Annotated in this window: 14 protein-coding genes; 9 read left to right on the plus strand and 5 right to left on the minus strand. The window is 63.0% G+C overall.

The window, feature by feature from the left end; translation table 11 throughout:
* Window positions 1–20: 20 nt before the first annotated feature.
* Window positions 21–413, minus strand: a complete 393-nt coding sequence (locus ACQ4WM_RS03080) for a VOC family protein (RefSeq protein WP_436545242.1) — start codon at window positions 411–413, stop codon at window positions 21–23.
* Between the two features lie 82 nt (window positions 414–495).
* Between ACQ4WM_RS03080 and ACQ4WM_RS03085 the strand changes: the two genes are divergently transcribed.
* The 5 genes from ACQ4WM_RS03085 (at window position 496) to fghA (ending at window position 5,480) form a co-directional block, all read left to right on the plus strand.
* Window positions 496–1,035, plus strand: a complete 540-nt coding sequence (locus tag ACQ4WM_RS03085) for a GNAT family N-acetyltransferase (protein ID WP_436545243.1) — start codon at window positions 496–498, stop codon at window positions 1,033–1,035.
* Window positions 1,036–1,176: 141 nt separating this feature from the next.
* Window positions 1,177–2,751: an oleate hydratase gene (locus ACQ4WM_RS03090; RefSeq protein WP_436545244.1), complete on the plus strand. Its 1,575-nt coding sequence runs from the start codon at window positions 1,177–1,179 to the stop codon at window positions 2,749–2,751.
* Between the two features lie 184 nt (window positions 2,752–2,935).
* Entirely contained in the window at window positions 2,936–3,628 is a 693-nt protein-coding gene (gene lepB, locus ACQ4WM_RS03095) for a signal peptidase I (RefSeq protein ID WP_436545245.1), read from the plus strand.
* 68 nt (window positions 3,629–3,696) lie between these two features.
* On the plus strand, window positions 3,697–4,554 hold the full coding sequence (locus ACQ4WM_RS03100; protein WP_436545246.1) for an NAD-dependent protein deacetylase: 858 nt from the start codon (window positions 3,697–3,699) through the stop codon (window positions 4,552–4,554).
* Window positions 4,555–4,601: 47 nt separating this feature from the next.
* Window positions 4,602–5,480: an S-formylglutathione hydrolase gene (fghA, locus tag ACQ4WM_RS03105; protein WP_436545247.1), complete on the plus strand. Its 879-nt coding sequence runs from the start codon at window positions 4,602–4,604 to the stop codon at window positions 5,478–5,480.
* Between the two features lie 25 nt (window positions 5,481–5,505).
* Here the strand turns inward: fghA and ACQ4WM_RS03110 are convergent, their stop codons facing one another.
* Genes ACQ4WM_RS03110 through ACQ4WM_RS03120 form a run of 3 tightly spaced genes read right to left on the minus strand, consistent with a single transcriptional unit; the run spans window position 5,506 to window position 9,644 of the window.
* Complete coding sequence (locus ACQ4WM_RS03110; protein WP_436545248.1) at window positions 5,506–7,824, minus strand: xanthine dehydrogenase family protein molybdopterin-binding subunit; 2,319 nt, start codon at window positions 7,822–7,824, stop codon at window positions 5,506–5,508.
* Entirely contained in the window at window positions 7,817–8,284 is a 468-nt protein-coding gene (locus ACQ4WM_RS03115; RefSeq protein ID WP_436545249.1) for a (2Fe-2S)-binding protein, read from the minus strand. Before ACQ4WM_RS03115 ends, ACQ4WM_RS03110 begins: the two co-directional genes overlap by 8 nt.
* A 10-nt stretch (window positions 8,285–8,294) precedes the next feature.
* The gene (locus tag ACQ4WM_RS03120; protein WP_436545250.1) at window positions 8,295–9,644 is read right to left on the minus strand and encodes a c-type cytochrome; all 1,350 of its coding nucleotides are present in this window, start codon (window positions 9,642–9,644) and stop codon (window positions 8,295–8,297) included.
* A 156-nt stretch (window positions 9,645–9,800) separates the two neighbouring features.
* On the opposite strand from ACQ4WM_RS03120, the gene ACQ4WM_RS03125 reads away from it, so the two are divergent.
* The 4 genes from ACQ4WM_RS03125 (at window position 9,801) to ACQ4WM_RS03140 (ending at window position 13,194) form a co-directional block, all read left to right on the plus strand.
* The gene (locus ACQ4WM_RS03125) at window positions 9,801–11,453 is read left to right on the plus strand and encodes a Na+/H+ antiporter (protein WP_436545251.1); all 1,653 of its coding nucleotides are present in this window, start codon (window positions 9,801–9,803) and stop codon (window positions 11,451–11,453) included.
* 64 nt (window positions 11,454–11,517) lie between these two features.
* Window positions 11,518–11,820, plus strand: coding sequence for a DUF3144 domain-containing protein (locus ACQ4WM_RS03130; protein ID WP_436545252.1), 303 nt, complete (start codon window positions 11,518–11,520; stop codon window positions 11,818–11,820).
* A gap of 136 nt (window positions 11,821–11,956) precedes the next feature.
* Entirely contained in the window at window positions 11,957–12,271 is a 315-nt protein-coding gene (locus ACQ4WM_RS03135) for a metalloregulator ArsR/SmtB family transcription factor (protein ID WP_436545253.1), read from the plus strand.
* On the plus strand, window positions 12,268–13,194 hold the full coding sequence (locus tag ACQ4WM_RS03140) for an acyl-CoA desaturase (RefSeq protein ID WP_436545254.1): 927 nt from the start codon (window positions 12,268–12,270) through the stop codon (window positions 13,192–13,194). The genes ACQ4WM_RS03135 and ACQ4WM_RS03140 overlap by 4 nt, the downstream gene beginning before the upstream one ends.
* Here the strand turns inward: ACQ4WM_RS03140 and ACQ4WM_RS03145 are convergent.
* On the minus strand, window positions 13,167–13,709 hold the full coding sequence (locus ACQ4WM_RS03145; protein WP_436545255.1) for a gamma carbonic anhydrase family protein: 543 nt from the start codon (window positions 13,707–13,709) through the stop codon (window positions 13,167–13,169). The genes ACQ4WM_RS03140 and ACQ4WM_RS03145 overlap by 28 nt on opposite strands.
* Window positions 13,710–13,726: the final 17 nt, after the last annotated feature.

Genomic DNA, 13,726 nt, shown 5'->3' on the forward strand with positions numbered 1-13,726 from the left:
GAGGGGGCATGGCCGCCGAACTACTCTGCTTCGTGGCAGCAAACACACAGCTTGTTGCCGTCGAGGTCACGGAAATAGGCGCCGTAATAATTCGCGTGGTAATGGGGACGCAAACCTGGCGGCCCTTCGCACACGGCGCCTTGCGCCAGCGCCGCCTGGTAACTGCGGTCGACTTGCGCGCGGCTGCTGGCCAGCAGCGCCGTCATCTGGCCATTGCCGGGCGAGGCCGCCTGGCCATCGTGCGGCGCACCGAGTACCAGCAGCGGGCGCGGCACGCCGGGCGTCATCCAGCCAGCCCACGGACGGGTCGGATCGTGGAACTTCTGCACCAGGCCCAGTTCACCCAGCAGGGCCGAGTAAAAATCATGGGCGCGTGCAAAATCATTGGTACCAAGACAAAGATGGGACAGCATGCAGTTCCTTTCAAGCGACGGCGATGCAAACAGTAAAACCCTCGCCTGATTATAATGGCCCATCTCTTTTTGATGCACCACCATGACCGACGCCCTCCGCCTCGCCTTGCATCCCCCCACCGCCGCCGACACGCATGCCCTGCTGGCGTTCGAACTGGACAACCGCGCCCATTTCGAAACCTGGGTCACGGCCCGCTCACCGTCGTATTACAGCGCGGACGCGATTGCCGCCATGATCGAACAGGCGCAGCGCGAACGCGAGCAGGACCAGTCCTACCAGTTCCTGGCCAAGCTCGATGGGCAGATCGTCGGCAGGGTCAACCTGACGGCGGTCACGCGGCCGTATTTCAACAAGGCGCAACTGGGCTATCGCATCGGCGCGCAGTTTGGCGGCCGCGGCTATGCCAGCCGCCTGGTGGCGCTGCTGCTGGAACAGGCGTTCGGACCGCTGGAACTGTGGCGCCTGGAAGCGACCGTGCGGCTGCCCAACCTGGCATCGGCGAAGGTATTGCAGCGCAATGGTTTTCATCAATATGGCATGTCCGGGCAAGCCATGTATTTCGACGGCGCCTGGTGCGACTTGCTGTATTTTGAACGGCGCAAGCAGCAAGACCTCACTTAGGTCAAGAAAAACCGAGCAATTGCTCTGTGAATCGGGATTTTTTCCGTGAAAGTTATAAGCTGGACATGACGGCGCCCTTCCGGCGTCCTGTGGCCTGGTCTTCTTGCGCACTGCGTGCGCTCACTTTTACGGAAAAAAAACATGACTCACACTACGAAAAAAGCCTGGCTGGTTGGCGGCGGCATCGGTTCACTGGCCGCAGCGGCCTTTATGCTGCGCGACGGCGGCATGCAGGGCAGCAATATCACCATCCTCGAAGCGACACCGCTTGCCGGCGGCAGCCTCGACGGCGGCGGCAATGCCGAAGACGGTTACACCTTGCGTGGCGGCCGCATGCTGACCACCGACAATTACGAATGCACCTGGGACCTGTTCAAGAGCATCCCGTCGCTGGAGAACCCGGGCCAGAGCGTGCATGACGAAACGATTGCCTTCAATGAACGGCATCTGCCTCACTCGCGCGCACGCCTGGTCGACCGCAACCGCTTCAAGATCGATGTCGGCAGCATGGGCTTTTCCATGCAGGACAGGCTGGAACTGCTGAAACTGACGGAAGCCGATGAAGACACGCTGGGCAACAGCGCAATTACCGACTGGCTGTCGCCCGAGTTTTTCGACACCAAGTTCTGGTACATGTGGGCCACCACCTTTGCTTTCCAGCCCTGGCATAGTGCGGTGGAATTCAAGCGCTACCTGCACCGCTTCATGCTGGAATTCTCGCGCATCGAGACGCTGGCCGGCGTCAAGCGCACCATCTACAACCAGTACGATTCGCTGGTGCGCCCGCTGGTGGCCTGGCTGCGCGAGCAGGGCGTGGTCGTGATCCACGATTGTACGGTGACCGACATCGCCATCGATGAACAGGACGGCAAGCTGACGGCCACCGCACTGCACTGCCAGCGCCGGGGCCTGGCCGACGTGATTGCGGTGCAGCCGGGCGATTTGGTGTTTTTCCAGAACGGTTCGATGACGGACGCCTCGAGCTATGGTTCGATGGACAGCGCCCCGCCGAAGCTGAGCAAAAACGACAGCGGCGGCTGGCGCCTGTGGGAAAAGCTGGCACACGGACGCCCGGACCTGGGCCGCCCCGCTGCGTTCAACAGCAGCATCCCCGAATCGTACTGGGCCTCGTACACGGTCACGCTGAAAGAGCCGGCATTTTTCGAGAAAATGGAACAGTTCACCGGCAACAGCGCCGGCACAGGCGGCCTGGTCACTTTCAAGGACAGCAACTGGTTCATGTCGGTGGTGCTGGCGCACCAGCCGCACTTTGCGGGCCAGCCCGAGGGCGTGCAAGTGTTCTGGGGCTATGCGCTGCACCCCGACCGCATCGGCAACTTCGTTGCCAAGCCCATGTCCGACTGCAGCGGGGCCGACATCTTGCGCGAGCTGTGTGGCCACCTGAACTTCGACCTGTCTATCATGGACAGCGCCATCTGCATTCCCTGCCGCATGCCGTATATCACCAGCATGTTTATGCCGCGTCACAAAAGCGACCGCCCACTGCCAGTGCCCGTACGCTCCACCAACCTGGCTCTGGTCAGCCAGTTCGTCGAATTGGCTGACGACGTCGTGTTCACGGTGGAATACTCGGTGCGCGCGGCGCAGACGGCCGTGTACCAGTTGCTCGACGTACAGCGCGAGATACCCGCCATCCAGGCCCACGACAAGTCGCTCAAGGTCAAGCTCGACGCCGTGATCAAGGCTTTCAAGTAAGCGTCCTTGCCGACGGCTGTAGCCCAGGGTCGGTGATGCGCGTACGCAACACTTCCGACACATTGCCGATCTGGGCATCGCCATTTAAGAATGGATTCAGTCTCGCCGTGCATCGTGGCTGAGCGTTACGCGCGATGCAACGCATCCCCCGACAATCACGGGCACAGGCCCAGAGCGAGACACGATGAACAAGACGATGCAAACCGGCAGCTGGCTGCGCGCCAACAAGGGCTTCCTGATGTTCCTGCTGCTGTTCGGCGTGTTCCGAACGGCCGTGGCTGACTGGAATCCCATCCCCTCGGCCTCGATGCGGCCCAACCTGCTCGAAGGCGACGTGGTCTTCGTCAACCGCCTGGCCTACAACCTGAAAGTGCCGCTGACCGACATCGTGCTGCAACATACTGGCGAGCCGCAGCGCGGCGACATCGTCACCTTTTCCTCCCCGCTTGATGGCACGCGGCTGATCAAGCGCCTCATCGCCCTGCCTGGCGATACGGTGACAATGCGCAACGAACAGCTGGTCATCAACGGCCATGCGGCGCAGTACAGCGCGCTCGATACGGTATTTGACACCATCGCTGGCGTGGGCCAGTTACAGGCACAGCGGGTCAGCGAACAGGGCAGCGGCCAGGCGCAGGCGCACCGCATCCAGCTGCTGCCGCAACTGCCCGCCCGGCGCGACTTTGCAGCCGTCACCGTGCCGGCAGGCCAGTACATGATGCTGGGCGACAACCGTGACAATAGCGCCGACTCGCGCTATTTCGGCTTTGTGCCGCGCGAACTGCTGATCGGCAAGGCCGAGCGCATCCTGGTGTCGGCCAATATCCTCGATCACTGGCAGCCGCGATTGCAGCGCTTCGGCATGAAACTGGAGTAACGCATTCAACAACATGCAGACAGCGGGCAGGCGCTGCACGGGTGCAAGCTTTCGCGTAGCATGGCGCCATGCATATCTCTTCCCTTCCCAGCCAGCACAGCGCCAGCCAGGCGGCAGAAAAACTGACGCATTTCCTGCAGCATCACCGTGACGTGCTGCTGCTGACGGGCGCCGGCATCAGTACGGCGTCCGGCATTCCCGATTACCGCGATACCGATGGCGTGCGGCGCGGCAATGCCCCCGTGCAAGGTCCTGACTTCCGGCGCCTGGAAGCGGTGCAGCGCCGCTATTGGGCACGCAGCATGGTCGGCTACCCTGCACTATCACGCGCGGCGCCCAATCCCGGCCACCTGGCCCTCGCCCAGCTGGCGCGGCAAGGCAAAGTGGGCAGCCTGGTGACGCAAAACGTCGATGGCCTGCACCAGCAGGCTGGCAGCACCGGCGTCACCGAACTGCACGGCAGCATACACGCGGTGGTCTGTCTCGATTGCCATGCGCACTATGCGCGCCGCACGGTGCAGGACATGCTGGAATACGACAATCCGCAGATGCTGGGCACCACCGCCACGCCAGCGCCCGATGGCGACGCCCTGCTCGAACCTGCCCAGCTGGCCAGCTTCGTGGTGCCGCGCTGCCTGCACTGCGGTGGCACCCTGAAACCGGACGTGGTATTTTTCGGCGACGGTGTGCCCGCTGCCTGCGCCACCGAAGCAGCGCAAAAGATGGCGGACGCCAGTGCACTGCTGGTGATCGGCTCGTCCGTGATGGTGTACTCCAGCTTTCGCCTGTGCCGCATGGCGGCCGAAAGCGGTAAGCCGGTGGCCGCCATCAACATGGGCAAGACGCGCGCCGACGAGTTGCTTGCTTTCAAGCTTGAAGCACCGGCCCAGGACCTGCTGCCGATGGTTGCCGCGCTGCTCGGTTGAGCCACTCTGGCTATACTGGATGCCTATGCAATTAACGAGGAAAATTCATGCTGGAACTGTTGAGTGAACATGGCTGCTTTGGCGGCGTACAACGTTTTTATCGCCACGCTGCGCAGGCGATCGGCCTGCCAATGCGTTTCTCGGTATTTATTCCCGCCACGGCGGCGGGTACCGCAGGCAAGTCGCCTGCCCTGTACTACCTGGCCGGCCTGACCTGCACTGAAGAGACCTTCATGATCAAGGGTGGCGCCCAGCGCGTGGCGGCCGAAGAAGGCCTGATATTGATCACCCCGGACACCAGCCCGCGCGGCGCCAATATCGCTGGCGAAACGGATGCCTGGGACTTCGGCGCCGGCGCCGGCTTTTATGTCGACGCCACCGAAGCGCCATGGAGCACGCATTACCGCATGTACAGCTACATCCTCGAACTGCGTGCGCTGCTGGAACAGGAATTGAATATCGATCCCGAGCGCACCGGCATTTTCGGCCACTCGATGGGCGGTCATGGCGCGCTGGTGCTGGCACTGCGCAATCCGCATCTGTTCCGCTCGGTATCGGCCTTTGCGCCGATCGCCGCGCCCTCGCAATGCCCGTGGGGCAAAAAGGCATTCACGGGCTACCTGGGCAACAATGCAAGCAGCTGGCAGCAGTACGATGCCAGCACGCTGATGACCGCCTTGCAAGGACAAGCCGTACCGTTTCCTGAGGGCATACTGATCGACCAGGGACTGGCCGACAAATTCCTGCCGGACCAGCTATTCCCGGAAGTATTCGAAGCGGCCTGCCGCAACGCCGGCCAGCCACTCGAACTGCGCCGCCACGCAGGCTACGACCACGGCTATTACTTCATTTCCACTTTTGTGGAAGACCATCTGCGCTTCCATGCGCGCAATTTGGGCCGCAAGGCTGCGACAACACGCAGTTAGATAGCACGCAGTTAGTTGCACGAAATTAAGCTGCGCCATACTTGTCCAGCGCCTTGAGCACGGCGTCGGGGCGGATCGGCAAGTGGCGTACCCGCGCACCGACGGCGGCAAAAATGGCGTTGGCAATCGCCGGCGCCACCACCGTGGTCGGCGGCTCTCCCATTCCGGTCGAGGCTTCCTTGCTTTTGATAAATTCGATATCGAGCTCGGGCACGTCGGCAATCCGCAGCGGCGTATAGCTGCTCAGGTTGGTATCGCGCACCTGGCCGTTCACAAAAGCCGTGCCTTCGTGGATCGCCATGCTGACGCCCCACAAGGCGCCGCCTTCGGCCTGCGCCAGCGCGCCATCGGGGTCGACGATGGTGCCGGCGTCAATCACCATGGTCAGCTTTTCGACCTGCACCATGCAGGTATTGCGATCAACCCGCACCCGCGCCACGCAGGCGGTCCAGGTCGGCATATCGCGCTCCTGGCCGAAGGTGGCGGCGATGCCCAGCCCCGTGTCTTTTGGCATGGCCGTGCCCCAGAGCGCTTTTTGCGCCGCACGCAGCAATACTTGTACCAGGCGCTGCGCGCCACCGGTGGCGTTCGGCGCGCTGCCCGCGTTGCGGCCCGTGGCCAACAGCAGTGACAAGCGGAAATCGAGCGGATCGACCTTGGCCGCCTGCGCCGCTTCATCGATAAAACTCTCCACCGCCCAGTTGGTCCATCCCGGCGCCACAGAACGCAGCCAGCCCGGCCGGAATGTGCTGTTGGCCAAGTCGTTGGAAATGGCGCGCACGCGCTGCGCGCCGACCGTGTACCAGTGATCGGCGCCGGCGATGGCGAATGGATCGTAAGGATGGCCTTGCTTGTCCTTGGACAAAAAGGCCGGCGCCAGGACCTGGGTCGGCCAGCCGGCACTTGCCTCGTGCTGCATCGCGGTGACCTTGCCGCTGGCGTCGAACGCCATGCGCAGATGCTGCACCGAAGGCGAACGGGGCGAATCGAAGCGCGCATCGTCGGCCCGTGAGCAGATCATTTTCACGGGCCGCCCTATGGCTTTCGCGCCCAGCGCAGCCGGAATGCAATAGTCGCCGTTCAGGCGCCGGCCAAAGCCGCCGCCCAGCAAATACGTATGCAGCACCACCTGGCTTTCTGGCACCTGCAGCGCCTTGGCCAGCACCGGCAAGGTCAGCGATTGCCATTGTGTGCCGGCATGGATATGCCAGACGCCATCGATTTGCTGCGCCGTGGCGTTCACCGGTTCGAGCTGGAAATGCAGCACCGTGGCCGTCGTGTATTCGCGCTCCAGAACATGGTCGGCGTCGGCAAAGGCCTGCTCCACGCCCTCGTCATCGACCACGCGCGCGCCCAGCGTGGGATCGGCAATCTGCTTGACACCGTACTGCAAGATATCGTGTTCCGACACATGGGCGGCCGCCCCGGCGCGCCATTGCACCTGCACCAGCTCGGCTGCACGGCTGGCCGTCGCATAGCTGTCCGCGTACACCATGACCCAGCCCGGCACCGTGCCGCTGGGGTCGATCAAGGCTTCGGCCTTCAGGTAGCCCTTGATCTTTTTTGCGGCCGAGTCGTCGATGGACAGCACTGTCGAGCCATAGCGCGTCGGTGGAATCTTGGGCCGCGCATACACCATGCCGTCGATTTCGGCATCTACACCGTAGACGGCAGTGCCATCGGTTTTCGACGGCACATCCAGCGCCTGCACGGCTCGCCCGACCAGGCTGCGCTGCTGCGGCGTCTTGAGCACGATGGCGCTCAGTTGTTCGGGCGTATAGTGGCGCCCCAGCTTGCCGCGCCGCACGATCTGGCCATAGCTGATACTGCGTCCACGACCATGTACCATGCCCAGCCTGGCCGTGCAGGCCGCGACCGGCAGGCGCAGCAGCCGTGCGCCCTCCTGGATCAGCGCCAGGCGGCCGGCCGCACCGGCGCGGCTCAGCGGCTCGAAATTCTGCCACACTGACCAGCTTCCACCCGTCACCATCAGGCCCCATTTCGGGTCGCTGTCCACATAGTGCAGCCTGACCTTGCTCCAGTCCGCTTCCAGCTCGTCGGCCACGATGCGTGCCAGCGCCGTGCCGATATGCTGGCCCATTTCCGCCTTGGCGATATTCACGGTAACGATGCCGTCGCGGTCGATCGCGAACCAGATGGTGGGGTCGAACACGGGTGCGGCCGGCGCCGCAGCAGGCACGCTGGCCGCCTTGCCGGCCGCCATCGAGCTGTCTGCACGCAAAAAGGCCAGGGTAAAACCGGTGCCGGCGGCGGCGATCAGGAAGCCGCGCCGCCCCAGCGAACTGGGCTGCGATACGGCCTGTTCTTTCGGCAGCTTAAGCATCGGCCTGCTCCTGCATGCCGGCGGCCAGCTTGATCGCCTTGCGGATGCGCACATATGCCATGCAGCGGCACAGGTTGCCACTCATCACGGCGTTGATATTGGCGTCGGTCGGCTGCGGGTAGTCGCGCAGCAAGGTGGCCGCCTGCATGATCTGGCCCGACTGGCAATAGCCGCACTGCGGCGCCTGGGTGGCGATCCAGGCTTGCTGCAAGCGATGTTTGCCGTCCGGAGACAGCCCTTCGATAGTGGTCACACTGGAACCTGCCACGGCGGACACGGGCGTGATGCACGAGCGCACGGCGCGGCCATCGACATGCACGGTGCAGGCGCCGCACAGGCCGATGCCGCAGCCAAACTTGGTGCCTTTTAATTTTGCTTCGTCGCGCAGCACCCACAGCAGGGGAGTGTCGGCGTCGACATCGGCGGCAAACAACTGGCCATTAATGGTCAAATGGTGCATGGGCTTACTTTCATTTCACGGATGGCTTGCTGGCGCGCACGCGCACCACGGTCGCTTCCAGATGGGTCCAGGCAGGCTGACGGCTGCGGCTGCGGCGCAAATAAGCGGCCAGATCGGCAATCTCGGCGTCCGACAGCGACTGGGCAAAGGGCGGCATCAGCGCGCCGGGCAGGCCTTCGTCCCTGCCCACGCCATGCAGTATCACCTGGATCAGGTTGGACGGATCGGATGCGCTGACGGCGCTGTTCAGGCTCAGTTCCGGACGCAGCAGCGAAGGCTGGCCGTCGCTGTTCGAGTGGCAGGAAGCGCAGGCGGCCAGGTACAGGCTGGCGCCACGGTCGTTGTCGATCATGGCGACCTTTTGCGAGCGCTTGATGCCCGCCGCAATCACCGAAGCCGCATCGACCGGCGGGGCGACCTTGTCCTGCGGCCTGGCCAGGTCGGCAAAATAGGCGGCCAATGCACGGATATCGGCGTCGGGCGACGCATCCATGCCCTCGTGCACCACTTCCGACATGGGCCCGGCCGCCACCCCGTGCAGCGCGGTAGCGCCGTTGCGCAAGAAGGCGTACAGCTCGTCCCTGGTCCACGGCAGCGGCGCCGTATTGGCGGCCGTCAGCGGTGGCGCATACCACTGGTCGATGACGGCGCCCTGGTAGGCCGAGCCGGCCCTTTCCGCACCGAACGCATTGCGCGGTGTATGGCAGGCGGCGCAGTGTGCCAGGCCCTCGGCCAGGTAGCGCCCGCGATTCCAGTCGGCGCCTTGCGCGGCATGGCGCGGCAAGCTGCCAGGCGTAAAAAACAGCAATTTCCAGCCGGCCTGCAGGGCGCGCTGGTTGAAAGGAAACGGCACGGTGTTGGCTGGCGTGACCGCATACACGGGTGGGCGCGTCATGAACCAGGCATACAGGGCGGCAATGTCGGCATCGCTGGCCAGCGCAAAATGGGTGTAGGGAAACACGGGAAACAGATGTTCGCCGCCGCGCCCCACGCCTTCGCGCATGGCGCGCTGGAACGCTGCCAGCGACCAGCGGCCGATGCCGGTCTGCGGGTCGGGCGTGATATTGGTGGCATGGATGGTGCCAAACGGTGTGGCCATGCCGCGCCCGCCCGCATACGCAGCGCCGCCCTTGACCGTATGACAGGCACCACAATTGCCCATGCCGGCCAGGATGCGGCCCCGTTCGATCGCCTGCGCGGAAAACGCGGTGGAGGGTGGCGGATCAATCGGCGCCAGCGCGGGGCGCCAGTAAGCGGCGTACACGGCGCCGGCGGCGACCACCAGCAAGCCCAGCAATATCAGCAGAGCGATACAGATTTTCTTGAACAAGACTTTCCAGTAATTCAGTAATTCAAACATAAAACGGGCGCACTATCGGTACGCTTCCACCGTACGATTTTACGCGGATTGCGACTTGTTGTATGCAAGCAAAGTTGCCTGGCGCTGGAAAGCGCACAGCGGCAAGTGGACGCGGCGACTTATAATCCTTGTTTCAGCACGGCCCATCTTCCCTTCATGCATACCGTTACCATCATCCTCGTCCTGGTCCTGGCTGTCGTCCTGTGCGGCTTTCTTGCCCGCTCGCGCTGGGTCCGGCTGCCACTGCCGCTGATACAGATCGCCGGCGGCACCGGCCTGGCACTGTGCGGCCTGCAAGTTCCGCTCGATCCCGATATTTTCTTTTTGCTGTTTATTCCGCCGCTGCTGTTTCTCGATGGCTGGCGCATCCCCAAGGGCGCGTTTTTTTCCGATGCCCGCTCGATTTTGATGCTGGCCATTGGCCTGGTGCTGTTTACCGTGCTGGGCATGGGCTATTTCATCGACTGGCTGATCCCCACCGTACCGCTGGCGGTCGCCTTTGCGCTCGGCGCCATCCTGTCGCCGACCGATCCGGTGGCCGTGTCGGCAATTGCGGCCGGCAATCCGATTCCGCCGCGCCTGATGCATATTCTCGAAGGCGAGTCGCTATTGAATGATGCCTCCGGCCTGGTGTGCTTTACCTTTGCAGTGGGCGCCATGATGACGGGCGGCTTTTCTTTCGGCGCGGCGTCCTTGAGCTTCCTGCAGGAAGCGGGCGGCGGCATTGTGATCGGCCTGGGCATTTCCTGGGGCGTGGGCCTGGCCAACAAATGGCTGGTCAGCAAGGTCGGCGAAGAGCCGGGCCTGCAAATCCTGATCAGCATATTGATACCGTTTGCGGCCTATCTGGGCGCCGAGCAGATCCACGGCTCGGGCATCCTGGCCGCTGCCACGGCGGGCGTGTCGATGCATTACGCCGATTTGATCGGCCGTCCGCTGGCTGCCACGCGCACCCAGCGCAAGGCCGTGTGGGACACCGTGCAACTGGTGCTGAACGGCGTGATCTTCGTCTTGCTGGGCGCGCAGTTGCCTGCCACCATCGCCAGCCTGCCGGCGGCTTCGGCCGAAGTTGGCGCCGGCAGCGCCTGGAAGCTGCCTCTGTACGTGGCCGCCATCACCGTTTGCCTGACCTTCATGCGTTTCGTGTGGGTCTTCATTTCGATGAAGCTGACCTTGTTCAAGCGCCAGAAAAAAGCCGCCAGGAATGGCACTACCCTGGAAAGCAACGACCGTCCCGGTATGCGCCTGCTGCTGGTGGCCTCGTTTGCCGGCGTGCGCGGCGCGCTGACCCTGGCCGGCATTTTGACGCTGCCTCTGTTTTTGCCGGACGGCACCCGCTTTCCCGCGCGCGACCTGGTGATTTTCCTGGCCATGGGGGTGATCTTGCTGTCGCTGCTGCTAGCCAGCGTCACCCTGCCCCTGCTGACCAAGGGACTGGTGTTTGCACCGCCGGCACGCCGTTCCAGCGAAGAGCGCAATGCCCGCGCGGCCGCTGCCGAAGCGGCTGTTGCACGACTGGAAAATGTCTGTTCAAGCCTTGGTGCCGATGGCAAGGACCAGGTCACCAGCGAAGCGGCCAATCGCCTGATCGAGGCCTACCGGCGTCGCATGGCCTATGGCGAGAGCAGCAACGACGAAGCAGCCCGCCTGCACGAACTGGCCAGGGCCGAGCGCGCGCTGCGCCTCGAAGCGCTCAATGCCGAACGCGATGAACTGTTCCGCCGCCGCATTTCGGGCGAACTCGATGACGCCATCCACCTGCGCCTGCTGCGCGAGATCGACCTGCTGGAAGCGACGCTGGAAGAGTAAGGACAGTTGCTGGACAGTGGCCGGTGCGCTGTGTAGACTGGCACGCACTTTCATGAGGAATCGTATGAGCACACCAAGAACAGGCCCGGAATTCTGGGAACGCGCCGACCAGATCATTGCTTTGGCCAACGAACAATGCACGCAAAACACCGGCAATGAAGTGGCCACCTCGCTGCTGTACGCCGCCGCCCGCTTCAACGCCTTTCTGATCGCCAGCAAGGGCGATGTGGCCAAAATGCAGCAGGAAAAAGACGACGCCGTCGCCTTTTTCACGGAACAGTACAAACGCATGCTGACCGATAACTTCAACGACTACATCGCCAACTTCGACAAGTACACGCAGCCAGGAGCCGGACCGCAGGCTTGATGGCCCGGGCCGGTGCCCCACTTGTTTTTGCTTGCCGGCCCATCCTTGACCACGCATGGCAAGCTTGACTTCGCCTTTTTTTCGATTAAACTATTAACGAATTAGTTAATATGTGAAGAGCTGAAAGGAATAGTCCATGCAGGCAGATAAAATCTTCGAAGCACTGGCATCGACGGCGCGGCGCCAGATACTCGCCTATCTGTCAGAGGCGCAGCTGAGCACGTCCGAACTGGCGGCACGTTTTGCCATGAGCGCACCGGCCATTTCGCGCCACTTGTCGGTGCTGGAAAATGCCGGCCTGGTCAGCAGCGAACGGCAAGGCCAGTTCGTGCTGTACCGCTTGAATCAGGATCACCTGATCAACACCCTCAACAACTTCGCCTTTGAAATCTGTCCGGTGGCGCGTGGCCTGAAACGCGAATCGGCGGCCCTGAAAAAGACTGCGCAATGACGGCGCACCGCGCCAGCGCGGATGGGCCGGACAGCGTCGTCGATGGCGTTGTGCGCTTTGCGCCGCTGCAGTCGCTGTGGCTGAGCGGCATGCTGGCCGGCGCGCTGATCGGTGGCGCCCTCACCTTCAGTTGGCCAGCGCTGCTGCTGTTCGTCGTGAGCACGGCAACCGTGCTGCTGTTCGGCCACTCGCTGGGCAGCCACCGCAAGCTGATCCATGACAGCTTTCAATGTCCCTTGTGGCTGGAGCATGTACTGGTGTACCTGGGCGTGCTGGTGGGCCTGAGCGGCCCGCTGGGCCTGCTGCGCCAGCATGAGTTGCGCGACTATGCGCAGCGCCAGCCAGGCTGTCATCCCTATTTGCGCCATGGCGGCGGTTTCTGGCGCGATTGCTGGTGGCAATTGCACTGCCGCCTGGTCCTGGCGCACGCGCCGCAGATCGCCATCGAACCGCGCATCGCGCAAGACCGCTTCTACCGTTTCCTCGAGTCCAGTTTCATGGCGCAGCAAATACCGTGGGCTATCCTGTTTTACCTGTGCGGTGGCTGGGGTTTCGTGTGGTGGGGCGTGTGTGCGCGGGTCAGCGCAGGCGTGCTGGGCCACTGGCTGATCGGTTACTTTGCCCACAACCACGGCGCCATGCATTTCAAGGTAGCTGGCGCGGCAGTACAAGGCAGGAATATCCGTTTCACTTCCTTGCTGACGATGGGTGAATGCTGGCACAACAACCACCACGCTTATCCAGGTTCGGCCAGGCTGGGCCTGTTTCCCGGCGAGTGGGACCCCGGCTGGTGGGCCTTGCTGCTGTTGCAGCGCATGGGCCTGGTATCAGGCTTGCGCCTGCCCGCAGACCTGCCCGCGCGGCCGCAATTGCAGCTGCTTGACAGCGCAGCGCCTCAGGCGTCGTCCCGGCCTTCCAGATAGTTATTCTTGACGCGCACATAGTGTTCGGCCGAGTAGCGCAGATAGGCAATCTCGGCCTCGGTCAACGCACGTACTTTGGCGGCCGGACGGCCCACGTACAGGTGGCCGCTTTCCAGCACCTTGCCTGGTGACACCAGGCTGCCGGCGCCCAGCATCACGTTTTTTTCCACCACCACGTCATCCATCACGATGCTGCCCATGCCGATCAGGCACTCGTCGCCAATGGTGCAGCCGTGCAGGATGACCGAGTGGCCGATGGTCACATATTTGCCGATGATCAAGGGCGAGCCGTCGGGCTTGGCGGCATTTTTATGCGACACATGACCCATGGAAAAATCCTGGATATTGCTGCCCTCGCCGATCACAATGCGGTTGACGTCGCCGCGCAGCACGCTGTTGCACCAGATCGAGCAGTCGTCGCCGATTTGCACGTCGCCGATCACCTGCGCCGTGTCGTGCAGGTAGACGCGGTCACCGACAACGGGATGCGTATTCAGATAGGAACTCAAAGGCATGGTGGTCTCGCTTGATC

Origin of the sequence: Janthinobacterium longum (assembly GCF_051380735.1) — a bacterium.
Taxonomy (GTDB): Bacteria; Pseudomonadota; Gammaproteobacteria; order Burkholderiales; family Burkholderiaceae_D; genus Janthinobacterium.